This window comes from uncultured Fibrobacter sp., from assembly GCF_946062555.1.
Classification (GTDB): Bacteria; Fibrobacterota; Fibrobacteria; order Fibrobacterales; family Fibrobacteraceae; genus Fibrobacter.
The window spans coordinates 1-25,034 of sequence record NZ_CAMGVQ010000028.1; the positions used below are offsets into that span (position 1 = coordinate 1).

General features: G+C 51.1%; 20 protein-coding genes and 1 tRNA gene. 11 read left to right on the forward strand and 10 right to left on the reverse strand.

Going from position 1 to position 25,034, the window contains the following annotated elements; all coding sequences use genetic code 11:
• The first annotated feature begins 396 nt into the window (after window positions 1-396).
• Window positions 397-765, forward strand: coding sequence for a DUF1232 domain-containing protein (locus Q0P86_RS09570; protein ID WP_290995199.1), 369 nt, complete (start codon window positions 397-399; stop codon window positions 763-765).
• 13 nt (window positions 766-778) lie between these two features.
• Here the strand turns inward: Q0P86_RS09570 and Q0P86_RS09575 are convergent, their stop codons facing one another.
• Window positions 779-916, reverse strand: a complete 138-nt coding sequence (locus Q0P86_RS09575; RefSeq protein ID WP_291025466.1) for a hypothetical protein — start codon at window positions 914-916, stop codon at window positions 779-781.
• A gap of 217 nt (window positions 917-1,133) precedes the next feature.
• Between Q0P86_RS09575 and Q0P86_RS09580 the strand changes: the two genes are divergently transcribed.
• Window positions 1,134-2,708, forward strand: coding sequence for a biotin attachment protein (locus Q0P86_RS09580; RefSeq protein ID WP_072976800.1), 1,575 nt, complete (start codon window positions 1,134-1,136; stop codon window positions 2,706-2,708).
• A gap of 96 nt (window positions 2,709-2,804) precedes the next feature.
• On the opposite strand, the gene Q0P86_RS09585 is transcribed toward Q0P86_RS09580, so the two are convergent.
• The 4 genes from Q0P86_RS09585 to Q0P86_RS09600 form a co-directional block, all read right to left on the reverse strand.
• On the reverse strand, window positions 2,805-3,644 hold the full coding sequence (locus Q0P86_RS09585) for a hypothetical protein (protein ID WP_295039047.1): 840 nt from the start codon (window positions 3,642-3,644) through the stop codon (window positions 2,805-2,807).
• A 68-nt stretch (window positions 3,645-3,712) separates the two neighbouring features.
• Window positions 3,713-6,196 carry a hypothetical protein gene (locus Q0P86_RS09590; RefSeq protein ID WP_295039050.1) on the reverse strand — a complete coding sequence of 828 codons (2,484 nt, stop codon included), beginning with the start codon at window positions 6,194-6,196 and terminating at the stop codon, window positions 3,713-3,715.
• A complete protein-coding gene (locus tag Q0P86_RS09595) occupies window positions 6,196-7,449 on the reverse strand; it encodes a hypothetical protein (RefSeq protein ID WP_290995189.1) in 1,254 nt (417 codons plus the stop codon). The genes Q0P86_RS09590 and Q0P86_RS09595 overlap by 1 nt, the downstream gene beginning before the upstream one ends.
• 506 nt (window positions 7,450-7,955) lie before the next feature.
• Window positions 7,956-9,110 (reverse strand): sensor histidine kinase, encoded by a 1,155-nt coding sequence (locus Q0P86_RS09600; RefSeq protein ID WP_295039053.1) that lies wholly within the window; start codon window positions 9,108-9,110, stop codon window positions 7,956-7,958.
• Between the two features lie 285 nt (window positions 9,111-9,395).
• On the opposite strand from Q0P86_RS09600, the gene Q0P86_RS09605 reads away from it, so the two are divergent.
• From Q0P86_RS09605 to Q0P86_RS09635, 7 genes are all read left to right on the forward strand, one after another.
• Window positions 9,396-10,250 carry a sigma-70 family RNA polymerase sigma factor gene (locus tag Q0P86_RS09605; protein WP_295039055.1) on the forward strand — a complete coding sequence of 285 codons (855 nt, stop codon included), beginning with the start codon at window positions 9,396-9,398 and terminating at the stop codon, window positions 10,248-10,250.
• A gap of 116 nt (window positions 10,251-10,366) precedes the next feature.
• The gene (locus Q0P86_RS09610; RefSeq protein WP_294112597.1) at window positions 10,367-12,166 is read left to right on the forward strand and encodes a S41 family peptidase; all 1,800 of its coding nucleotides are present in this window, start codon (window positions 10,367-10,369) and stop codon (window positions 12,164-12,166) included.
• Between the two features lie 21 nt (window positions 12,167-12,187).
• Window positions 12,188-12,961 (forward strand): ABC transporter permease, encoded by a 774-nt coding sequence (locus tag Q0P86_RS09615; protein ID WP_254793797.1) that lies wholly within the window; start codon window positions 12,188-12,190, stop codon window positions 12,959-12,961.
• Window positions 12,961-13,287, forward strand: a complete 327-nt coding sequence (locus tag Q0P86_RS09620; RefSeq protein ID WP_291025464.1) for a DUF721 domain-containing protein — start codon at window positions 12,961-12,963, stop codon at window positions 13,285-13,287. The genes Q0P86_RS09615 and Q0P86_RS09620 overlap by 1 nt, the downstream gene beginning before the upstream one ends.
• A gap of 58 nt (window positions 13,288-13,345) precedes the next feature.
• Window positions 13,346-15,283 (forward strand): DNA topoisomerase (ATP-hydrolyzing) subunit B, encoded by a 1,938-nt coding sequence (gyrB, locus tag Q0P86_RS09625; protein WP_294112595.1) that lies wholly within the window; start codon window positions 13,346-13,348, stop codon window positions 15,281-15,283.
• A 5-nt stretch (window positions 15,284-15,288) separates the two neighbouring features.
• Window positions 15,289-16,293 (forward strand): polyprenyl synthetase family protein, encoded by a 1,005-nt coding sequence (locus Q0P86_RS09630; protein WP_290995165.1) that lies wholly within the window; start codon window positions 15,289-15,291, stop codon window positions 16,291-16,293.
• Between the two features lie 45 nt (window positions 16,294-16,338).
• Window positions 16,339-16,411: transfer RNA gene (locus Q0P86_RS09635), tRNA-Ala, on the forward strand.
• Between the two features lie 67 nt (window positions 16,412-16,478).
• On the opposite strand, the gene Q0P86_RS09640 is transcribed toward Q0P86_RS09635, so the two are convergent.
• From Q0P86_RS09640 to Q0P86_RS09660, 5 genes are read right to left on the reverse strand one after another with little or no spacing between them, the layout of a single operon-like run.
• Window positions 16,479-17,825: a hypothetical protein gene (locus Q0P86_RS09640; protein WP_294112594.1), complete on the reverse strand. Its 1,347-nt coding sequence runs from the start codon at window positions 17,823-17,825 to the stop codon at window positions 16,479-16,481.
• Window positions 17,826-18,245, reverse strand: coding sequence for a hypothetical protein (locus tag Q0P86_RS09645; protein WP_290995543.1), 420 nt, complete (start codon window positions 18,243-18,245; stop codon window positions 17,826-17,828).
• A gap of 58 nt (window positions 18,246-18,303) precedes the next feature.
• Complete coding sequence (locus Q0P86_RS09650; RefSeq protein WP_295039059.1) at window positions 18,304-19,758, reverse strand: sigma-54-dependent Fis family transcriptional regulator; 1,455 nt, start codon at window positions 19,756-19,758, stop codon at window positions 18,304-18,306.
• Window positions 19,755-20,867: a serine/threonine protein kinase gene (locus Q0P86_RS09655; RefSeq protein ID WP_295039061.1), complete on the reverse strand. Its 1,113-nt coding sequence runs from the start codon at window positions 20,865-20,867 to the stop codon at window positions 19,755-19,757. The genes Q0P86_RS09650 and Q0P86_RS09655 overlap by 4 nt, the downstream gene beginning before the upstream one ends.
• Window positions 20,868-20,882: 15 nt before the next feature.
• Complete coding sequence (locus tag Q0P86_RS09660) at window positions 20,883-21,587, reverse strand: tetratricopeptide repeat protein (RefSeq protein WP_295039063.1); 705 nt, start codon at window positions 21,585-21,587, stop codon at window positions 20,883-20,885.
• A 96-nt stretch (window positions 21,588-21,683) separates the two neighbouring features.
• On the opposite strand from Q0P86_RS09660, the gene Q0P86_RS09665 reads away from it, so the two are divergent.
• Both Q0P86_RS09665 and Q0P86_RS09670 read left to right on the forward strand, forming a co-directional pair.
• Complete coding sequence (locus Q0P86_RS09665) at window positions 21,684-23,543, forward strand: hypothetical protein (protein WP_295039065.1); 1,860 nt, start codon at window positions 21,684-21,686, stop codon at window positions 23,541-23,543.
• A gap of 62 nt (window positions 23,544-23,605) precedes the next feature.
• Entirely contained in the window at window positions 23,606-24,988 is a 1,383-nt protein-coding gene (locus Q0P86_RS09670) for a hypothetical protein (RefSeq protein ID WP_295039067.1), read from the forward strand.
• The last annotated feature ends 46 nt before the right edge of the window (window positions 24,989-25,034 follow it).

Genomic DNA, 25,034 nt, shown 5'->3' on the forward strand with positions numbered 1-25,034 from the left:
AATGTTAGTTTATTTGTAAATAGTCGTTTTGGGGTAATTTTTAGAGGTTGCCAAATGTCTATGTTCCAACAATTGACGGATATTCAGAAATTGAACGAATCACTAAAAAATTCGGAAAATTCAATTAATTCGCTAATTTAAGTAGGCGAAATCCCCAAAGAAAGTAATATGCAAATTTTACATATTACTTTCTCCAAGTATAAGCCAACAATCAATCTAAAATTAGAGCGTATTGACATTGTCAATACAAAAGACTCCCTAAAGCCTGCAATATAATTGCTGGTTAAAAAAAAGCGTACTTCAACACAAACCAACTGTCAAGGAATACTTGACTGTTCAAACAGAAGAAAAACGAACTCGCATGCGCCATTGAGGAAATTTATTATATTAAATGCCATGGCAAAAGATGAAGACGAAATCGAAGAAGTTGAAGTTCACGAAATTCACCGGGAAGAAGTTCCTGTGGAAGATAATTCTTCGAACATAAAAAAGGCTTTGGCGGTGTTGCTGATGCTTGCCGCCTTGGCTTATGACGCTTCTCCGATAGACTTGATTCCAGACGTTCCCATCATAGGCTGGATTGACGATGCTGGCCTTACGCTCGCAGCAGGCATCAACCTGATTCAACAATTTGTCGGAAACCAGAACGCAAGCCTGGTTAAGCTCCTGAAATACGCCAAGTGGACCTTCGTCTCGATGGTCGCCATAGCCGTTTTGCTGCTAGGCGGTTTAATCGCCCTAATCGTCAATTTGATTGCCGGATAAATCAAACAATCCTTTACTGTTCCATTGCAGAATCAATGCAAGGAATCTTTTCAGATTCAAGGTAGTCAATGATTTCGTCCAAGGTCTTTTGCGGACTCTTTATTTCGCCAAGCCCAAGTTCAAACGACGGATCTCCCGTACTAGGATCCAATTTGAAGGCGAAGCGGAGCGTCTAAATATGATTATTATAAATACAATAATTAGCGAATCCTCAAAAAAACATCGTTTTCTCGCTTTTTGCCTAAAAGCCTTTTTTCAGCTATCCTCTAACCACTAATCACCAATCACCAACCACTACTTTTTCTATCTTTCCATCCGTATTTTATTGTACAGTAAAAACCAGGGATTTATCCCATAGGAAGACACAAATGAAAAAGATCAAGTTCCAGGACACCTCGTTCCGCGATGGTTTCCAATCTATTTTCGGTGCCCGTGTGTTCGCCAAGGACTTTATGCCCGCGGTCGAAGCAGCCGTGAAGGCTGGCATCACCCACTTTGAAGCTGGTGGCGGCGCCCGTTTCCAGGCCCTGTACCAGAACTGCGGCGAAGACGCATTCGACATGATGGACGAATTCCGCCGCGTAGTCGGCCCGAACATCCGCCTGCAGACACTTGCCCGCGGTATCAACGTGGTGGCCCTCGCCCCGCAGCCGCGCGACATGATCAAGCTCCATGCCGACATGTTCAAGAAGCACGGCATGACCCGTATTCGTAACTTCGACGCTTTGAACGACGTGAACAACCTCATCTACTCCGGCAAGTGCATTACCGATGCCGGTCTGGAACACGAAGTCGTCGTGACCATGATGGAACTTCCTCCGGGATGCGACCTCAACGCCGCCCACAACCCGGAATTCTACGAACGCATCCTCCGCAACATCTTGGACGCAGGTGTTCCGTTCGCTTCCGTCTGCTTCAAGGACGCTTCCGGTACCACGAACCCGACCAAGGTTTACGAAACCTTCAAGCGCGCCCGCAAGCTCCTCGGTGACAAGGTGGAACTCCGCATCCACAGCCATGACACCTGCGGTACCGGTGTGGCCCAGTACAAGGCCGCTATCGAAGGTGGCGCCGATGGTGTCGACCTCGGTCGCAAGCCGCTTTCCGGCGGTACGGCTCAGCCCGACCTGTTCTCCATGTTCCACGCCCTCAAGGGTACGGAATACAAGCTCGCCCTCGGTGAAGACAGCATCGTCGATGACCATATTCCGGAACTCATGGAAGCGAACAACGTCGCCGTTGAATGCCTCAAGGACTACAACTTCCCGCCTGAAGCACGCCAGATTACCACCGACGTGATCTTCAGCCCCATGCCGGGTGGCGCTCTTACCGCCAACACCCTCATGATGCGTGAAACCAAGACCTTCCACCTGTTCCCGAAGGTGATCGAGAACATGAGTGAATGCGTCCGTCGCGGTGGCTTTGCTTCTTCCGTGACGCCGGTTTCCCAGTTCTACTTCCAGCAGGCTTACATGAACACCCTGAACCAGGCTGCCGGTCGCGGTACTTGGTTCAAGATGACCGAAGGCTACGGCAAGATGCTCCTCGGCTACCAGGGCAAGACCCCGTGCGAACCGGATCCGGAACTCGTGAAGATCGCTGCCGACCAGTTCAACATGAAGCCGTTCAAGGAAGCCTATCCGGGCGTCCAGTGCGCAGAAGAAATTCTCGAACCGGGCATTCCGAAGGCCAAGGCTCTCCTCGAAGAAAATGGTCTGCCGGTTACCGACGAAACCATCTTCATCACGGGCTGCCTCCAGACGAAGGCTGGCAACAAGGGTATCGAATTCCTCAAGGGCAACCGCCACATTGGCGTTCCCAAGAAGGACCCGAACGCTGCTCCGGCCGTGGACACCAAGAACATGAAGGCCGGCGCCGCAAGCACCTACCGCATCGCTCTTGGCAACCAGAGCTGGGACGTGCAGGTTCAGACCCTCAAGTAATTTGTTGCGGCAACCGCCGCTTCATAAACAAATTAAAAAGAGCCTCCGGCAAATCGCCGGGGCTCTTTTTGTCTTTTCTCTTTTCAAGGAATCTTTTTAGAACACGAACTGCTTACCCGCATACACGGTCACAGACATCAGATTATTGTTCGCGAGACCTGCGAAAAACCCTGTCGGATGCGCATAGGTAAACTTGAGCGAAGATGTCCAGTTGTCGGGACTCCCCCTATGCAGGAAGTCATACTCCGCGACCAGGTTGCCATACTGTCCGTGTCGGCCAAGATGCAAACCCAACCAGTAGGCGGTCGCGAAAGCGGCCCCCGATTTTCCGTCCACATCGTCGACAATCCGCAGATCGTCCAGTTTTTCACGGGCATCGTCATAATCGGACGCGCCTTGGAACAACTGGGCACCACCGGCAAAGCCAAGAATGACGTACGCCCCCAGGTTGAAGTCGATACCGGCCAAGATACGTTCCTGGATATTCCAGAAACTGTAGCTTTCCTTGCCAGCATCGCTCCTAAGCCACGCCGCGTACTTCGCGTCACCATCCAGCGGTACCGTATTCTCTGTTTTCGTAAGCGACGACGGATTGCACTTACTCCCTTCGTCGCAACCGAACTTCAGCGAACCGCCGAAACCGCCCGCCGCGATGTTTACGAAGAACGGCGACAACGCTCCGCCCATGCGGTAGGTAAAGCCTACATTTCCACCTCCCGCATTCAGGTCCTTCACGTTGTAGTCGTCACCCGTGTGCCCCCAGAAACCAGAAGCGGTCACGGACATTTCCGACGAGGAACTATCCGCAGAGGCACGGTGCATCAACGGGGCCGGCATAAGGGTCGCCCCCATAGAACGGGAAGTGGGCTCCAAACATCCAGAGACAAACAACGACAACGAGGCTGTCACCGCCATTTGCATGTATATTTTTTTCATTTTATCTCCATAAAATTAGGATTCACTTTCCAAACACTCTCAAGTAAAAATAACATATCCACAACAAGTTACTTCAAGACAATGTCATGAATCAGGCATTCTTCGTTAGTAACGACATTTTCAAAGACAAGCCTAGAGGCAACCAGTTTCTGTTCCGGAGTATAAAGCGTATTTACAATTTCGGCCAAAGGAATCTCAGAGACCATAAAATTGCCATCCATTCGGCCAGAACCTATCATTTTGCGGCCTTTTTTGAAGGAATCGAAATAGACTCCCGTACCGCTGCAAGTCCCCGGCCAATAAGTAATTTTAAGAGTCGAATAGTCTCCCATGAATTTTTCCCCATCAAGGTCAAGGTGCATTCCGCCCCCCGCTCGACCGAACTTCAACGCAGCACCATTTCCCAGTGCATCCGAGTAAGTGCTGGAACTTTGAGATTCTGTCCAAGGGACAAATTTGTATTCATTGGACGGATAAACCTGCGAGCGTACCTTTTCCGCAGGAACATTGAGACCTGCCGTAGAGACAAATAGTTCGGGTTCATGCATGGTCACATTGGCTCCATCGGAGTTCAAGACCACCCCGAACCAATGGTAACGATCAAGCGCTCCCGGTGCCGCGGGCATATTCCAGCGCAATACATGATACTTGCCATCCAAAGGAACATCTATTTCTTTCAGCTGAAGCTGACCACCCCCGTTCCTGCTCTTGTAGAGCAGGAGTTCCGCCTTCATCCAATTTCCCTTGGATTGATTTACCTTGATTTCAACTTCAATGACTGAAGCAGACGGAATGCTCGCCCCGTTGTCATGCAGACTCACCTTGTGCCAACCCGCTGGAACGCTGAACGAGACCAAGTCATTTAATTCAGAAGCCGTTTGCTCATACATATATCGACTATAGCCGGGCGCTGTTCTTTGGACACTTCCTAGCGTACTCAAGAGATGCGGAATTTTAGACGGGTCCATACAATTCGTGCCAGGAACGAAGTGTCCCGCCAATTTTTCGTTTCGGAAAGCCCTATACGTTGAATCATAGTCCTGATTTGCGAGTTCGCAAAGCAGGCGCCACAAATCAACGCGCATTCCATCTGCAACATTTGCATTTGAACCATCGGGCAGCTCTACATGACGACCACTCATCGGCTCATTATAGCGCGGATGCGTCGGATCGACCGCGTAAGCAGCATTGGCCGTGCTACGGTTTCCCGGATTCGTAAACGGGAATCCGTCCGAAGTTTGATGAAACGCACATGGTTTGTCGATGGCGAGAGTTCCATCGCATTTCATATCCATCGCACTTGCCGTAGGAATAAAGGTGCTGTTTTTCTGATTAAGCTGCTTTTCGTCCCAGTTTGTGGACAACCCCACCGAGAAAAACCCTACGCTCACCTGCATACTAGGCGGAATCGCACTTTCCATTCCGGAGAGCAAGCTGTTATACATCGTTTCCGCAAAAGGATATGTACTTCCCTGAACAAAATCGTACAGGGACGCCTGATTTTCTTGGCGTTTACGATCGTAATCCATTTTCTTGTAGGCCCTGTTATAAGCAATTCTTGCAGAATTATCCGGAGAATACCCCATTTCGCTAATGGCGCGCCCCATTACGACCGAAGCCTTAGATGCCGCGCGGTTCAATTTAAAGTAATTTAGATTTCCTTCGACAAGATTACCCTTCAGCTGTCCCTGCGCAACCAGGACTGACGGAAAACCCTTATATTCTGCCGCCTTGCGGTATTGCCCAAAAAGGAACCTTTCCGAAGATATATTCTTAAAATATTCTCTCCTTCCGTCCTTTTCAACATAGTCATACAGCAGCAAGCCGCTCGCACCAGGTCCATCAATCAAGTCCCGGAAAGCCTCCGCTTCAGCAGACCCGCCTTCTTTCGCCCAGAAATTAATCGTATAGTAAAGAGACAGTGGCAACACAGCCCCCTGATGGGGAGAATCCAGCGAGGCATAAAGCTTAATGGGAGCATCCGTTTTCGCTCGTTTCGTATCGTAAAGATACGCTCCATAGCGTCCGAGCACTCCACCTTGGCTAATTCCCATCACGACGAAGCCCTCCTGTTTATTAGCAAAATCAATAAGGCTATTATTATTCAAGAATTGGAGAAGCCTCGAGAAATCTGCCGCATTCTCTTCGAGCGAACGCCTCACCGTTTCGGGGAACTGCACTAAAATCGGCGTGTACCCCAATTCCGAAAGAATGTTGGTGAGGCCGATTCCATTGACTTCCTTTTCGAACGCGTCCAAGGTGCGCAAACCCCTTAAGTTAAGATAAATCCCGTCCAAAATAAAGAATGGCCTATCCAAAGCAAAACCGTACTTGGCAGAACTACTCCCTTGCGGTTCGTAGACGCGGATTCGAACGTTTTGAGTCATCTGAACGTTGCAAATCGCACCAGAGGCATCGACGAACCTTGCAGTAGAAGTTTCCCTCGCGCACAAGATCTGGTCAGCCGATTTAGCAAAATTGACAGTATAATTTCTTGCAAAAACAGATGTAGATGCCAGCAGGCACATAATAAGGATGCTCAGAAACTTCATTACTTTACCTCCACAAAGATATTCTGATTAACGGTCAATCCGCCTTCCGTCAGCTTAAGGCGAATCTTCTGGAGACCAGCCGATTCGAACTCCAGCTCCATTTCACTCTTCGGTTCAAGAACCTTCCACTGGTTGTCCGACCATATTTCCACCTTGGGCGGCGTTTTCCTGTTCGTGCTCACAAAATAAGGATCGTAGAATAGTTTCAGTCTGGAGCCACCGACATTTTCCGAAGGCAGGCCCGCAAGCAGAACACGAGAATTCTTCAGCAGACTTGTTTCGCAAGCGGTATCCGCGCAAACTCGGTAAGCGTAATCCACATTGCCCAGCAACAGAGGCATGGCGCGATTATCCGTTCCCGCCGCATAAATTTCGGCCTCGTAAAAGAGCGCCTTGGGATTCGCTATGACACTATCCTTCAAGCGATTTCTTTCGACAAAGAACATGCTCCGGAACCATCCGCTACGCGATTCCTGAGCGGTCAAGCTGTCCCTATTCACAAATGCCCCTATTTGAATATGTTCATCTTCGCTCAAGACGAACATGGCGTTTGTCGACGCCGTCAAGGCGGAACGTTCCTCGGAAGAATATGCCGCCGTCGTTACCGGGACCTTAGACTGCATAAACTTAGGCGAGCGTACGCTCCGTTCCGGAGAAATATCGCTGAAAGGATAAGCATCTTCCGTATCCGAAGCACCAACGTTTTCGTTGTCCGAAATTCCGCAGCTGAGGGCAATATCATCCACGAATACCGTCGTATACTGATGCGCCGGCACGTCGAAGAGTCCGACCCCCACCTTCTCGATGCGGGCACTGCCCCGACCAAGGAGATTTTCCACCGGAGCCGTCAGGGAATAAGTACGGTTCGGTTCGAGATTGTAGAAGGAAACGCCGCTATTCCCAAAGTTTCCCGCAAGCCAGACGCCAAACTTCGCCTTCTGCGAGACGCGAACCTTAAGGGAAAGGTTCCCTCCCTGGACGGTCGCAGGCAACTTGGAAAACGTCAATGCGCCCGTCCAGTCCCCCGCCTTGTCCTTCATACCGGACCAGCGGATATAAGGCGGGGTAAGCGCCTCCATTTCGCCCCAGTTGGCGCTCCATTCCGGCGCTTCCGGGAACGTCGTCCCCGCGGTTTCCACCTTACCCGATTCGCCATTCTTATACAGCGAGATTTCTTGACACACTTGCGCAAAACTCGAAAGGGACAATACGGTCCCCATCAAGGCTGCACACCTTGACATCCTATTTTTCATAGGACCTCCAACTTTATAATGTTATCAGAACACGACGGCACCCGCCGCCATGCAAAATCTACCAAGCCATATACCAATAGAGCCTAAAACAAAAAAAAGATACACCCATGGCGTATGGATGTATCTAATAAATATTTTTGCTCCGTACAAAATTATAGTTAAAGAACAAACTATTGTAAAGAGGTCCGGCTCATTTTTTTCAAAAAAAAATTCACCACTGGATCATCCCCATTCGGGGACCATGCGCACTAAGGTTACGAGTAACCAAGTGCTGTCCGCCGTCAGTCGTCACACTCCTTCCAGGACGACTTTTAACTCATTGCATTCCTTCCAAGACGACTTTAATTCGTTGCATCCCTTCCAGGATGACTCTAATTCGCGGCATCCCTTCCAAGACGACTTTAATTCGCGGCATCCCTTCCAGGATGACTTTAATTCGTTGCATCCCTTCCAAGACGACTTTTAACTGAAGTCATTCTCGACCGAAGGGAGGGAATCCACTACACTCATTTTTCATTTTCTAGTTTCACCTTCAGTTCACTTATATATATGCCGTTTTCAACCTTCGTTGTATAGGTATAGCGGTCCTTGTACATAAGCTCCAGCCTCTTCATGAATGTGGCAAGTCCGAGTCCACTTGACTTGGATTTACTCTTCCGCGGGAAGTTGCTGTTTTCGGCCCTGAAATAAAGTTCACCGTTCTTTTGTTCGATATAAATATGAGCAAAGCTTATCCCGTCCGGATTCAGGCAATGTTTCATCGCATTTTCCATCAGGGGCATCATCATCAGCGGCACCACCTGCGCCTGCGGATTTTCAAGGTTCATCTCGAACTTCAAATCAAAGGACTCGTCTAACCGCAACCTTTCCAAGTCCGCATATTTCTCAAGAATTTCCACATCCTCTTTCACCGAAATGTACTGATCAGACGTCTGGTAAAGCATCATGCGAAGCAACTGCGAAAGCTTCGTCATGCTATTTTCAGCAAGGCCCGGATCAAAGCGAATCAGGCTTGTGATGTTGTTCAGCGTATTGAATAAAAAGTGCGGACTCAGTTGCTGCTTTAAAAAAGTAAGTTCGTACGCCATCTCGGTACGGCGTTTTTCGCGCATCACAAACGCCCTCATGATCGAACGGCTCGCAAAAACAATGGCAATGCAAATCACGCATACAAAATTCAATATCAAGACGAAACTGACTATAGTCCAAATCGAAAAATGTCCCCGGACAGCCCTAAAACAATATATGGCAAAAAAGTCCGACAATGTCTCGGCAGGATTTTTAGTCATCAGGAAAACAACAAATTCCCTACAGGCGATGCCAATGACCAAAAGCAAGGCGTTGCACAAGAAATAAGCCAAGTATTTTTTTCGGACAAAAAGTTTCGGAACCAAGATGCGCAGGTTCACAAAAAAGATAATCATGGTCGCAAGGAGCGGCACATAGAAACTCACCATGTTCCACAAGTCAAACTCGTTTGCCATGGGAGCCGTCGGGTCAAGAATCAAAATCAGCGGGAAAATCAGGATAAAAAACCAGACCAGAATCGACACAGCATAAGATGGCACCGGATAAAGCTTGATGCTTTCGTCCTCGATCAGGGCGACAATCTCGCGTTCGCCACGATCAAACTGAGCTTCCTCCAATTCGGCCAGCCACATTCTCAGATTGCTAAAAAAGAGTTTCACTCGCTCGAGTATTGACGCGCAGCATTTTTCTTGGGAATTTTGGTTGTCTTTTGTCATAAAAGTGTCTCTCTGGGTACAAAAATAGCCCTTATTTGAGCAAAAAAAAGCTCCTTATGACAAAAACGTGACAAAAGTGCCGTTTTCCTTGACGAAATTCACAAAAAACTTTTGCGAAGTAAAGCGTAATCTATGACACTTCAAAATAGAAAAGGAGGTAGATTTACAAACGCAAACAAAACAACAAGTAACGAGGTAGATATGACAAAGAATACGCACGTTCGTGATGACAGGGATGTTTATTTCCAGTATCTGAACGATATTTCCAAATATCCGCTGCTTACCAAGGAACAAGAAAAGGTTGTACTCGCGAAAGTTCGCGAAGGCAGCCGCGAAGCCATGGACCTGCTTGTCAAAAGCAATCTCCGATTCGTGGTGAATATCGCCAACCTTTATAAGGGCCAGGGCCTTGACGTGAACGAGCTCATCAACGAAGGCAATATGGGCCTCATCGAAGCCGCTCGCCGCTTTGACCACTCCCAGAAAATCAAGTTTATCAGCTACGCCGTCTGGTGGGTTCGTCAGAACATTACCCGTGCCATCGCAGAACGCGGCCGTCTGGTGCGCATCAGCGCCGAAAAGGAACTCGTGCTCCGCCGCTTCGCCAAGAAGGGCGGCCAGATGCACCAGGTCGTCGGCGGTGGACTTATGCTTGACCCGAAGAGCCTCGAAGGCGTTAGCAAGTATAAGGCGAACGACATCGAAAAAATTCTGATGATGGGCAACAAGTCCACATCGCTCGACGCTCCCGTCGGTGAAGACGGCGATATAACCCTCGGCGACACCATTGCAGCGACTGAATTCCGCACCGACGAGCTCGCCGAGCATCACAACCGCAACAAGCTTTTTGACAAGGCGATGGATAACAGCCTTTCTGAACAGGAAAAAGAAATCATCAAGCTCTATTTCGGCTTCAAGATGGATTCCGACCTGAACCTGAAGGAAATCGCCCCGATGGTAGGCCTCTCCAAGGAACGCACCCGCCAGCTCAAGGATTCCGCCCTTGAAAAGCTCCGCAACGAGCAGCTGACCCGCGTCCTGAACGACGCCGCCTAACTTTTGACCTTTTTTTCTCTCTCTCCTAATATTAAAAACCGGCCTTTGAGCCGGTTTTTTCCGTTTTTCCCCGTTTGGGTCGCCCCGACAAAGAAATCAAATTGTATTTTTAGAGCATGAATTTCAATATGCTGAACTTTCGCACTCTTTTTGTAGCGGGTCTTTCGGCCCTCTGCCTTACGACGAGCCCTTTCGCGGCTAAAGACAAGAAGGACGCCCCGGGCGACTTCTACAATGAAGTCTCGCGCCTGAACAAGGTGCTTTCCGAAGTCAACCGCAAGTATGTCGAAGATGTTGATCCGACCGAGCTTAGCGATGCAGCCCTGAACGGCATCCGCAACATTCTGGACCCGCACACGACCGTTTTCTCCCCGAAGGACTACGAAAGCCTGAAAGTCTCGATGGAAGGAAAGTTCGGCGGCGTAGGCATAACCATCAGCCTCCGCGACAATATTCTGACCGTGATTTCGCCCTTGTCCGGCACGCCGGCCTTCCGCCTCGGCATCCGCGCCGGTGACCGCATCCGTAAAATCGACGGCAAGGACACCAAGGGGCTCACCCTAGACGAAGCCGTGAACAAGCTCCGCGGCAAGATCGGCACCGACGTGACCGTATCTATCGAACGCGAAGGCGTCCCCGACCTGATGGACTTCACCATCACCCGTGCCGAAATCATCGTGCACGCCGTGCCCTACTACGGCATGGTCAGCAAGGACATCGGTTACATCAAGCTCGCCACCTTTAGCGACAAGACCACGAGCGACGTGGAAAACGCCCTCAGGGAACTCCAGAAACAGGGCATGAAGAAAATCATCCTCGACATGCGCTACAACCCGGGCGGACTCCTGAACCAGGCTATTGAAATCAGCGAACTGTTCCTGAAACAGGGGAACGTCATCGTAAGCACCCGCGGCCGCACCCAGAAGACCGAAAGCCACGCCCGCAGGAACGGCATTGTCAAGCCCGACGTGCCCATGGTCGTCCTTTTGAACCAGGGTTCCGCAAGTGCCGCCGAAATTGTCTCGGGCGCCCTCCAGGACTGGGACCGCGCCTTGATTATCGGCAAGACGTCCTTCGGTAAGGGTTCCGTACAGACGATCTTCCCGCTGGACAACCAGGGGAACGCCTTGAAGCTCACCACGGCCTTCTACTATCTGCCTTTCGGCCGCTGCATCAACAAACCCGAGAACGGCATCAAGGGACTCAAGCTCCTGGAAGAAGAATACGCCGCCGAAGAAGAAGGCGACGAAAAGGCCGATTCCACGAAAAAGGATACCGCCAAGGTTGACACCTTCTACACGCACAACGGCCGCATGATGTTCGGCAGCGGTGGCATCACGCCCGACGTAGAAGTGGAACTCGCCCCGATGCCCTGGGTGGTGCAGGTTCAGGAACGTATGGCCATGTACTTCAAGTTCGCTGTCAAGATTCGCCCCGACCTCGAAAAGTCCGGTACAAAAATCGATGCAAACTGGGAAGTCCCCGACAGCCTGTTCACGCAGTTCCGCGATTTCTGCATGAAGGATACGAACTTCACCAAGGTCAAGAGCAACGCCCTGGTCGGTGTGGACCAGCTCGAAAAGAGCATCATCCGCGAGCAAAATTACATGGGCGACAGCGCGAAGACCGTAAGCGATTCCACGCTCGCACAGCGGATTGCCGACATGCGTAGCGCTCTCGAAAACAATCGCAACGCCCAGTTTGAAGAGAACAAGCAGTACATCAAGGACGGCATCAAGCGCGAACTTCTGACGGCGTTCATCAACGATTCCGTCAGTACGGCGTTCTCCCTGAAGCAGGACAAGCAGCTGAACGAGGCCATCAAGTACCTGAGCGACATGAACCTTTACAAGAAGGCCATTAGCGCCCCGGACAAGAGAGCCAAGAAAAGCGCCAAGGAATCCAAGAAGAAGTAGGGCTGATCCTTGATTACCATCATGAACAGGATCGCAGAAAGTCTGGGTAAGTTTATCCGGAAGTTTCTGCGTACGGTGGCAAGTTACCTGCACTTCGTGTGGATGTTGTTCAAGAGCATTCCCGGTGCATTCAGCAACTTCCACACGACGGTCGAGCAGATGCAGCACGTGGGCCTCACCAGCATTCCCGTAGTGGTGGCGGCATCCTTGGCGACCGGCGCCATCATGGCATGGCAGCTGGCATACCAGTTCGCAGATATCATTCCGCTGATGTTCGTGGGCATGGCGGTCGGCAAGTCGGTGATGGTGGAACTTTGCCCAATCCTTACCGCGATGGTGCTTGCGGGCCGCATCGGGGCATCCATGTGTTCGGAACTTGGCACCATGGCCGTGACCGAGCAGCTCGATGCATACAAAGTATTAGGTTTAAGCCCCTATAAGTTTTTGCTAGCGCCGCGCCTGATTGCGACAGTCATTATGCTCCCGACGCTGACAATTATCAGTATCTTTATCGGTATTGTGGGCGGCTACGAAGTGGCGCACCTCTACAAGGATGTTTCGTTCTCCGTGTTCTTCTACGGAGTCCGTATGTTCTACCGCGACTGGGACCTGGTCGTGGGCCTGATTAAGGCAACCCTCTACGGCTACTTTATCGCCAGCTACGCATGTTTCTTCGGGTACACGACCCATAGCGGCGCCGAAGGCGTGGGCAAGAACACCAAGGCCACCGTTGTCGCCGGCATGACAAGCATCCTTATCGGCGGATTCGTTCTTTCGAAGCTCCTGTTGCTGTAATGGATACACCTTACCGGAAAAGGCGCGGCAAGCCCATCTGCGGGAAAGACCCTGAAGACATCAGTGTGTTGTTGCAAATGCTTTTAGACAAGACTCATCTTTCCGACGAAATGGCGTTCGGAAAGCTAGAAAACAACCTCGAAAACATAGTGGGGCCGCTCATAAAACCGCATGTTCAAATCGTTAAATTCGAGCGCAATATTTTGACGCTAAAGTGCGACAGTTCCGCGTGGAAACAGGAACTTTTCTTGCAGAAAAAAGCTATTATTGACAAGTGTAATTTGTTGCTCGGAAAGCCTTCTGTAAAGAACATTCTTTTCATTTAAAAGCATGTCGAAAAGGCTTCTGGCATCAAGAATTTAGAAGAAGAAAACAAGGTAAAAAATGGCAGAAGAAACTGAAGAAATGAAAAAGGCCGAAGAAGCCTACAGCGGTGAAAGCATTACCGTCTTGGAAGGCCTCGAAGCGGTGCGCGTGCGCCCGGCCATGTACATCGGCTCGACCGACATCCGCGGTCTCCACCACCTGGTTTGGGAAGTGGTCGACAACTCCGTGGACGAAGCGCTCGCCGGATTCTGCTCCCATATTGAAATTTCCATTTTGCCGGGCAACGGCATCCGCGTGACCGACAACGGCCGTGGCATTCCGACCGACATCCACCCCAAGGAAAAGGTGGGCACAATCCAGGTCGTGATGACCAAGTTGCATGCCGGCGGCAAGTTCAACAACAGCTCCTACAAGGTCTCAGCAGGCCTCCACGGCGTGGGCGTGAGCTGCGTGAACGCTCTCTCGAACAAGTTGGTTGTTACCGTGCGCCGCAACGGGCGCGTGGTGCAGCAGGAATTCGCCCGTGGCGTCCCGTGCGGCCCGCAGGTGGACCTCGGCGAAAGCGACGGAACGACCGGTACTTCAGTCGAATTCTACCCCGACGATACAATTTTCAGCGAAACCGTCTACGTGTACGACACGCTCGCCACGCGTTTCCGCGAACTCGCCTTCCTTATGAGCGGGCTCCGGCTGACACTCACCGACGAGCGCACCGAAGAAAAGCACAGCGAAACTTTCTGCTACCCCGGCGGCGTTTCGGAATTCGTGCGTTTCGTGGACGAGCACCGCACCCCGCTGTTCCAGGAACCGATTCACCTGGTGCTCCCCGACGGCCAGTATCCTTTGGAAGTGGCTATGTGGTACAACGACGGCTTCCAGGAAAACTTCTTCAGTTTCGTGAACAACGTGAACACCTACGATGGCGGTACGCACGTGACGGGTTTCAAGACAGCCCTTACTCGCGTTATCAGCAAGTTTGCGCAGGAAATGCCCAAGGGCAAGAAGGACATCACCATTACTTCTGACGATATCCGCGAAGGCCTGACCGCAGTCATCGCCATCAAGGTATCGCAGCCGCAGTTCGAAGGCCAAACCAAGCGTAAGCTCGGCAACTCCGAAATCGCAGGCTATGTGGCTTCTGCATTCGGTGCGAAGCTCGAAGAATACTTCCAGGAAAATCCGGCAGCCGTCAAGACGATTTTGGACAAGGTTTACAATGCCGCCGTGGCCCGCGAAGCGGCCCACAAGGCACGCACCCTCGCCCGCCGCAAGAACGTTCTCGAAAGCGGCGGACTTCCGGGCAAGCTCGCCGACTGCTCCAGCCGTGACCCCAAGGAATGCGAACTGTTCATCGTGGAAGGAGACTCTGCAGGTGGTTCTGCAAAGATGGGCCGCAACCGCGAATTCCAGGCCATTCTCCCCTTGCGCGGTAAGATCTTGAACGTGGAAAAGGCAAGCCTCCACCGCGTGCTCGACACCGAAGAAATCCAGAACCTGGTGAACGCCATCGGTTGCGGTCTCGGCACCGAATGCAAGCTCGAAAAGCTCCGCTACAACAAGATCGTCATCATGACCGATGCTGATGTGGACGGCTCCCATATTCAGACTCTGCTTCTCACTTTTTTCTTCCGCTACATGCGCCCGCTCATCGACGAAGGCCACGTGTTCCTCGCCATGCCGCCCCTGTTCAAGCTCAAGGTCGGCACCAAGGACACTTACCTGTTCGACGAAACCGCCAAGGATGAAGCCATGGCGAAGCTCGAAGACAAGAAGAACGTGACCATCAGCCGATTCAAAGGTCTTGGCGAAATGTCTCCGGAACAGCTTTCCGAAACGACCATGGACCCCACCAAGCGATTCCTCAAGCAGTGCTATGTGGAAGACGCCGTGGCGGCCGACCAGATTTTCAGTATGCTGATGGGCGAAGACGTGGAACCGCGCCGCAAGTTCATTGAATCTAACGCTTACAAGGTCTTGGACGACCTGGATATTTAATTTCGATGGTGCCAAGTAAAGAAGACTTTCAGACTGTACTGGCACAAGCCCGCAAGCTTGTGCAGGAACAGTTGGAACTTACCGAAAAGGTTATTTTCGGTGTAGCCAAAAACGCACCCGCAGGCATTAACGAGCGACTGGAATCCCTGTTCCAGCGCAAGGGCAAACGCATCCGTTCGACCCTGCTTTGCCTGATTGCACAGAGCGGTTCTCAGAAGCCCGACAGCCTGCGAGTCGCACACGCATGCGCAGGCATCGAGTTGCTGCACCTCGCAAGCCTAGTCCACGACGACATCATCGACGGAACCGACATTCGCCGCGGGCAGAAGACTGCCCATAAGGAATGGGGCACCCAGGTGGCAGTACTCATCGGAGACTATGTGCTGTCACAGTCCATGCAGTGTGTGATCGATGAAGAATCTCGCGACATTCCGACGGTGCTTTCCAAGGCTGCGGACAAACTAATCGAAGGCGAAATCCTGGAACTGGACCAGTCCGGAAATATGCGACTTTCCTTTGAGGAATACGACCGCATTATCGATGGAAAGACCGCGTCTTTGATTGCGGCTGCAGCCCGCATCGGCGCAATCCTCGCCGGTTTCGACAAGGAAATCATCGACAAGTGCGCCCAGATGGGTAGCCACTTCGGCATCGCCTTCCAGATTATCGACGACCTTCTGGATTACGGTTTCGGGAGCAAGAACCTGGACAAGGCGAAGTTCACCGACCTCGGCAACGGCCTCATCACACTTCCGCTGTTGTACTACTTCGAAAGTTGCAACGAGCAGGAGCGCACTGAAATGGAAGCACAGATCGCAAGGGCAGGAGAAACTGGTGTTCCCGAAAGCATCATCGAAAAGCTGAACGAAAAGGATGCGTTCAAGAAGGCTAAGATTAATGCGCAGGGACATCTGGAAAAAGCTCTCGAAATCGCTCAGGGGCTTCCGAGTTCGCTGTTTACCGAAGAAATCGTCCAAATGTTTTCTTCGATGGACAACCGGGGTAACTGACACTTGACAACGTAGGCGCTTAATTCTATATTTCGCCTCAAACCTGGGGATATAGCTCAGTTGGTAGAGCGACAGGTTCGCAATCTGTAGGTCATGGGTTCGACTCCCACTATCTCCATAAAAGACTAGAACTTTGTTCTAGTCTTTTTTCATAAGTAGAGATTCCCGCATACGCGGGAATGACATTACAATTCCCATTTGAGACCGGCCTTAAGTTCGGAAAGCAGGGTGTTCTGCGGATAAATTCCCTTGTAATATGCGGGAAGGCCGTAATGTTTGTAGAACTGATCCAGCCCCAAATACAGGGTCAGCGAATTCGGTTTCCAGAAAACCGTACCGCCCCAAGAGCCGCTGAACTTCCTTATTTTTTCATAATCGCTGTCGGGACCGTCAAGGACAAAACCATAGAACAGGTTCAAACGCGCTTCAAGCGAAAGACCATTCCTGAATTTATAAGAGAGCCTCGACCGCAGTGTGGGACCAAGCCACGTTGCGTAATACATGGGAACAGCGACCGACACATCAGTGGCAGAATCCAGCGAATTCGCCGAACTTGAATCGGGACGGCTATGCGTCGACCAGTAAATGGAATCAATTTTTGAAATTTCCCATTCAAAACATTCCTCGCCGTACGTTTCGAGGCAGGCATCCATCGGATTCATGGCGCCACGATTATCCCAGCGTTCAGCGCCGCCCCCCTCAAAAGGTTCCCTTTCGTAAGGGGCGGCTTCATTGAAAGCATCTTGCAAGGCAGCCTCATACGCCGCCAAGTAGCCAACGTAGTCTACCGCGGAATCAGCCTCGAAGCGTTCCCCCACATAAACAGCCGCATTCCAGCCGTAAGTAGACGTTCTACGCCACGCCCCGTAAAGAGCAAAGGCGAGCGGACCGTCGGCATCGTAATACCCCCAAGCAGCCATCCCCAGCCGGTTCTTTTCTATCCGTACAAAATCCTTTTCTATCCACCCAAAAAAGGAAGGCGAGACATCTTCTCCCTGGGCAAAATTCAGGTCTACGCCGATATTCAGCAGAACGGAGCTTCCGACTAGCGAATACTCAAGTCCAAGAGAAAATTTCCAGTCATTCGTGTCAAGCGCCGGCATGTTTTCGTTGGCCAGGAACCAGTCGCTATTGAAACCGATGCCGAACGAATGAAAATAGTCCCCCGTCGTATAATCCAGGAACGGCGTCAGCGACAAGAACAAGTCTCCCCCATGCTCCGTCACCTCGTCGACACCACCAAACTCACTGTAACGTAGTCCGTAAAAGCCCAAATTTCCTAAAAAACGAAAAGACCACGGATTATCCGCGGAATCTTCCGATACTCCTAGAGCCTTGTAATATTCCTTGACGATTTCACGAATCTCTTCGGTGTACGGGCCAGGGAGGGCTGCAGCCTCTTCAAAAGATTCCAAAGCCAAGGTGATGTCGCCCGCTTCTTCCGCCTTGAGGGCGCGGAAATAAGCGGCTTCCTGGGTCTCTGCCAACAGCACAGACGAAAGCAATAGAATGACTACTGCAATCGAACGCATCTATCGGCGATCACGATTACCCTCGAATGTACGGTCGGGCATACCATGCATCGGGTTCATCGGAGCAGACTCGGGCCGCTCATAAAAAGGGCGTCGTTCACGAGACTGATTTTTCGGGAAATCCCCCTCGAAGCGAGGTTTATCGTCTCGTTTTTTCGAGACTTCCTGGCGGATATTTTGCTTTTCTGCAGCGGAACTGTTGCGCAAGTCCGTAAGAATTTGCTCACGGGCAGCACGACGCTCGGCACGCAGCCTTTGCCATTCAGCGCTTTCCTTCGCACCTAAATCCGGCATTTCTCGCGAAATTTCGGCGTTTTCGGCGGGGGTCGGGACAGAGGACTCAGGACGCGCAGAAGACGGAGCGGCATAGCCAAGTGCCGCAGCCATCAAAATCGTCGATATGAGATTCAACTTTTTCATACACATCTTCTTGCAAAATCCGTGCCAACTGTCTTTCGGGCGTTTATCAATATAGAAATTACTTCTTGAAATCTTCCTTCTTCATTCCAAGCCGCTCCATGATTTCACGGAGGACCTTACGGTCGATTCCGAGGATGGTCGACGCCAAGGTCAAGTTCGCGTTGCTGTCGCGGAGGGCGCGGCTGATGACTTCGCGTTCCACGATTTCACGGGCTTCCTTAAGGGTTCGCGGAGAATCCTTCGCCTGAGCCTGAACATCGTCTAGTCCGAGATCGCCCGGTTGCACCACTCCGTGGACTGCCTGGATGAGTGCCTTCTGGATCTTGTTTTCGAGTTCACGCACATTGCCCGGCCAATGGTAGCCAAGGAGCGCCTTTTCGGCATTGCGGCTCAGGTGGTATTTGCCACGACCGTATTCAGCCCCGTAGCGGGTCAGGAATTCCTCGGCGAGCAAGACGACATCCTGTTCGCGTTCACGCAGGGGCGGCACCATCATGGGCATCACCTGAATTCTGAAATAAAGGTCTTCCCTGAAGCGTTTCGCCTTGACCGCTTCTTCGAGGTCCACATGAGTTGCACTGATGACGCGCACGTTCACGGGAATTTCCCGGTTGTCGCCCACGCGCGTAATATGCTTTTCTTGCAACACGCGCAAAAGCTTCACCTGCATGTTCAGCGGGAGTTCGCCGATTTCATCGAGGAAAATCGTTCCGCCGTCGGCTTCTTCGAAAAAACCCTTGCGAGTTTCGATGGCTCCCGTAAAGGACCCCTTGGCATGCCCGAACAGGAGCGATTCCATCAGGTGCTCCGGAATGGCGCCGCAGTTCACCGCAATAAAGGGCTTGTCTGCACGCGGGCTATGACGATGGATATATTTGGCAATGACTTCCTTGCCCGTTCCCGTTTCGCCACGGATAATCACCGGCATCGGAAGGACGGCCAACTTATCGGCCAATTTTACCAGGTCGGTCATGACCTTGCTAGAATAGACGATTCCGTCCTTGCGGATCACATTCCTGAAGGTTTCGAGAGATTCCTTGTCACGAATGCGGTCAAACGCGGCGAAGGCAAACTTTTCACAAACGGACACGAAGGAATCGAACAGGGTGCTATCGTCTTCGGTAAAGGAATCGCTGCGGGCGGCACGTTGCAAATAAAGGTAACCCGCCTCGCTGTCGGGCGTACGGAATGGCGACACCATGATACTTGTGAGCTGGTTCTGCACTATTGACTTAGAAAGGTCTGCCGAATTATCGTCAAGCTGGTTCCACACCACCGCCCTCTTTTCAGCCTTGGCCTGTTTGACCGCAGAAATAGAAATGGATACCTGTTCCGGGTTGCTCAAGTGAAGCGGCTTTTCGCCTGCGATATCCAACACGGCCGCATCGGCATGGAGAACGCTGCGTGCCACTTCCAGAATCTTTACAAAAAGGGATTCCGGCTGAACCTCGTCAAGCAAGGTCTTTACTACATCAAGCATCTTTTCTGTAGCAAGCATCGTTTCCGACTTCATGGGGCACCTCTCAAAATATCTTCTTGCGAATCGACGGATTCCAGATTCCTGGATTTTTCCAAAAGCAGATTTCCCGTGGCATCGATGTCGGGAGATTTCGTTCCGAACGCAAGCCACAGGGCAACCAATAATAATATAAGTCCAAAAAAGCCCAAAATGGCAAATTTTCGGATCTTTTTTTGAGGTTGCACATCGCGTTTTCGATACGGAAGGGCCGTTTTTTCACCATCCAGTGCAGACAGCGGGAATTTTCGCCCCGTTTTTTCGTCGAAGAACTTTTCGGAAAAATGTTGCAGGGAGGTCCGGGCGGTCACCTCGCCAACCCCAAGAGTCGACAGGGCAATTTCCAAAAGTTCGTCCAGTTCATCAAAATCTTCGGGACGTTCCCCCGCTTCGAATCGCAAAAGTGATTTCCACAGCGGATCAAGGGCGGAAAGTTCCAGAGTCGAAAAGCAACCCATTCCATAAAGAATGCCTGTCACATCGATATTGTCGATAGAAGCAACCTGAGCGGCATAACCATCGTAATTGTTCGCCTCGAGCAAGTCGTGCCCCACCACCCAGCGGAAAAGCATCAAGCCGGTACTGAACAAGTCGCTCTTGACAGAAGCGGGCTTCCCCTGAAATCGTTCCGGAGCGGCATAGGCAAGCGCCCCCGGCCCCACAATACCGCAATCGATCAGGAACGCCTGCAAGCCAAACTTTGACGAGCAAAGAATGACATTCGACGGATTCAGATCGCCGTGATGAACATCCTTGCCGGCAAGGGCATCAAGCGTACGGACAAGTTCCCGGAGCAGGAGCAGCGCCACCGCAACGGGAATCTGCTGGACCTCGGCAGAACTCATGCCTTGAACAAAGTCGTAAAGAAGATACGTCGTGTTTTCGCGCACGCCCGATTCCCGGATTCGATAAAGCCCCGGAATATTCAAGTGGGAAAGCGTTTCGATGACGGATTCGTCAAAACGATTCTCAGAGCCATACCACTTTAGAACATACTCGTTCCCGTCGGCGACCACTCCATAGACATCGGCTTCGCCGCCGTGATGCAATAGCGTACATTCACGGACCTTATCTAAAATACTGGACTGATGCGGGACAGAATCCATCGAATCACCACCGCCTTACAGTCTACCCGAAAGCACCATGGACTTGAGAGAATCTTCGGCAACTTGCGTCCAGTATATCAGCGACTGATTCTTGGGGGAGCGTTCCAATCCGGCCGACCAGGTATCCCAAGCGCTTTCGATGTCGCCTTCGTCCCAGTAGATGTTTCCGAGGTTTACGTATGCCGAAATAAACTGCGGTTCGCGAGTCACGACATGGATAAAGATTTTCTTCGCATTTTCGACGCTTTCTTTGTCGCCGCGCTCCGAGAGAATCAAACCCTTCAGGTTAAAACTGAAGAAATTCAAGCTATCCAGCTGGATAGAACGGTCCAGGAGCGGAAGCACATTCGCAGCGGAGTTCTGCGCCATGGTCGCACGCGCCAGATAAAACAGGCATGTCGAATAGTTCGCATCGATGCGTCCGCTACTGTCGACCTTGGACAAGATATCAAACTCACGGGCCGTACGATTCCACATATCAAAAGTCGGCGTCTTCAAGTGTTCAGCTTCTTCGGCAACCGCATAATAGGAAAGCGCCAACCCATAACGGGCATCCCGATTTGCGGGTTCCACATCAAGGGCCTTGGAAAAATTCTGGATAGCCCTGTCATAATCGCCAATGCGAAGGGCATCGTTACCGCGCCTGACATCGTCTTCGACACAGGCTATCAGCAATAAGGTGGCACAAAGGGCCACTATGTAACAAAAACGCCCAAACATACTTTAAATATATATAAAAAAGATTCTTGTTTTCAAAATAATTTACCTGTAATGCGGTTACTTTTACTACCTTTAGTGCCAAAAGGAGGCTTTTTCATGACTTTGCCCAAGAAACTTTTCATCTGCGCCATCGGAGCCTGTTCTCTCCTGGCGGGTTGCGGCAGCAAAAGCAGCAGTTCCGACAAGAGCCCTTCGGCACCGTCGGCAGACATTCCAAGTACCCCTACCTTCAGTGTTTCTAGCTGCGAAGAAATTTCTGACGCAGCCATCGCCACCCAGATGGAAGAGGCAAAGGCAAAAATCGCAGACATCCTGGAATACCTCGGCGAAGGAAACTTCAGCAATGCACAGGCTATCAGTGCCCAGACCAAGGCAACCTTCAAGGCGGTCCTTGACAAGTACCCCGCCAACTGCGAAGCTCAGCTCGGCTATGCTCTCAGCATCGTGACTGACATCATCAACAATGCTGAAATCAAGGCATTCATCGACACGGTCGCCAACAAGAAGGACCTTGTCGACATGGACATCCACGACTTTAACAAGATCCTTGTAACCGGCGACGGAAAGCTTATGACAAGTGTCGCCCAGTCCGCAATGGCACAGGCAATTCCTTCCATGGATTCCGCCATCATCTATATGCGCAACATCGTGAGCAACAAGGACTTCACCTGCAAGTACACTTACGATGAACGCACCTACGAACTAGATCGCGGCGAATTCGCACCGGCACTTGCAGCACTCTTTGTCGCGAAAGCTACCCTTACTTTCGGCGCCAGCTTGAACATCGACTTTTCCAACAACGGCAAGTACGACTGGCTGAACGAATTGGATACTATCGAAGAGTTCGGCTCCCCGACTTTGACGATGCAGCAGGTAGAAAAACTCCTTGACACGAAGAGTTCTTTCACCACTGTTTACGAAAGTTGGAAACCCAGCTACAAGAACATCCCGAACCTGCTCGACAGCGCCATTTCCTATGTAGAACTTGGCCTGCAGTACGGCATCGAAGAATCGCAGTCGGGCTTAGCCACTCAGCAGAACGACCCGTATGTCGTGGGCGAAGGCGAAATGGCCGACGTCAGTGTCGCCGACTTCCAGAAGGCCATCGACTCCCTGGAATACTATCGTCAGGCCCTGCGTACCGGCGTCGAAGTCACACTTCCGCATGGTTCCAAGGTTACAATCAACATCGCCAAGTTCTTCGAAATCACAGACGGTTTCCAGGAATACCTCCCCTACCATCACATCAATAAGGAATCCGAATGGTACACTCCGGTGGACGGATTCTACTGGTCGGCAGGTTTTGATGACGCCTACAACATTTACGCAGTACGCGACATTGCCTTGGCTATCAAGAAGGATTTCGAAAAGAACCCGCAACTCACAAACCTCGACCCCTATATTCTCGAAAACTATTTCTGGGATGAAAACTATGGAATCAAAGTCGAGTGGCAGGCATGCATTCGTTACAAGTTTAACGGTCAACGCGACCGCAAGTGCTACAGCATGGCTTTCAATAACTGCACCGTTTCCTTCGAAGAATACGTGAATCCCTACGATACAGAAACCAACCAGACCGTATCGGTAGCACCGGCTCCGGCAACGATTGGTTCCGCATACTGCAAGGTTGAAAACGGACAGACACTCTTTGCAAGGGCTTACCGCAACGCCGTCAAGAACATGTTCTACTTTACCGATGCAAAGGGCAACAAGACATTGTCGATTCAAGCTCTTGAAAACGGCTACATTGAAGGCGACGAGCTGAAAGAATACAACGCTCGCAACCTGGGGAACTACATATTCTTCCCGGACATCACCTTCGGCGGAGTCCTGCCCGGCATGACCGCAGAAAAGTTCTGGAACATCATCGCTACGGAAGATGATGACGAAGAAGAAGACAAGGATTTTTTCTACGCAGATCCAGTCGCTCCGATTAACATGGACGATTTACGATAGTCTTGAAAAAAACTCGCTTAATTCTTCTTGTACTTGGGGTCGCAAATATTGCGGCCCATTCTTTGAGTAACATCGGTTTCACTGATTGCAGTGGGCTGTTTCTGTTGCACACGAGCGACAAGCAGTTTTCCATAAAGCAATGCGGGGTCTCCGACACCCTCGAAGTTCAGGGACTCAAGGTTTACGGCGACTACCGACACATCGCCTACCAAGGCCGCTATACCGACCAGTGGGACGACAAGGGAACAAACAAACTCGACATTGCCACAGTCGGTTTCGAAAGCAGATTCAGGTACATCACCCTCGGAGTCGATGTCAACAACCTTCCTTTTGTAAGGTCTACACTCGCCGTCCATCGATCCGATTCGTTATTCCGCTTAAGCACCAGTATCGCCCGCGGATCCATTGAACTCGGCAATATTCGCTGGATTCCGCACTACGATTACAACGTCATTCCCGAAATTTCGGTGGACTGGGAGACACATCTGCTGTCCCACACCGTGGCCGCAAAACTAAACCCCGGCAGACATCACCTGGGTGTATCGGGAACCTATCTGCAATCCTCTCCCAGAAATCCCGACAAACAGTACTACATCAGGGATTCTATCAACGTGTTGATAGCCCGAGGCGATTACGGAGTTACTCTCGGAGAGAACCGTCTGAGCCTCGGCTACACCTACACCAATGCCGACGCCTCCCTGTACGGAATATTCCATCAGGAAACGAGTCGCAAGCGCTTCTTGTACATTCCCTTAGAAGCGCAACTGCACTGGGCTTATGCCGAATGGAACAACGAAGGATTGTCGGCCAACCTGAATTACATTCACGCGGCAGGAAAAATCAGCGCCGATCAAAACAGGTTCTTCGAAACACTCGCCCCCAACCGGGCACTTCCCGCCTCGGTGCTAAAATCGCTTTCGTTCAGTTTCCTGCAAAAACTATTCCGGGTAGATGCCGAACTCGATGCAAGCGCTTTCCTCGGAGGAGCAACTTACCAATGGCATTTCGGGAAAAAATATTCCTTCAATCCGAGCGCCGGAATCGAGAGCTATTATGCTAGCGGAGCTCTTGACATCGACAAACAGATCGAAACGCTCATCTTGCTCACCTACCATAAAGACCACGAAACCTATCGACGGGAACTAATAAGTGCAGGAGGGATTCTCTCGCTCGGGACAGAACTCCGTCGGGACGGAGACATTTCCATTGCACTGGAATACGGTATTACACAGTTAATCCCGGTATACTCAAGCTACAAGGAATTTCTTCCCGACGAAAGTGGCAACGGAAACGATCTGCCCGACACCGGCACAATCAGCAATCCAGGCGAGTCCGATGCTACAAATATCGCCTCGCAGAAAAAATCCGGCGACCTCGAAACAAAAAAAGGGGCCGCATTCCGTAACGGATTTGCGACCCACTTAAGATTATTCTTAAAAATCTAAACAGGACACTCTGTTAGTAGAACATAGAGAGAAGAGAACGCTCTAA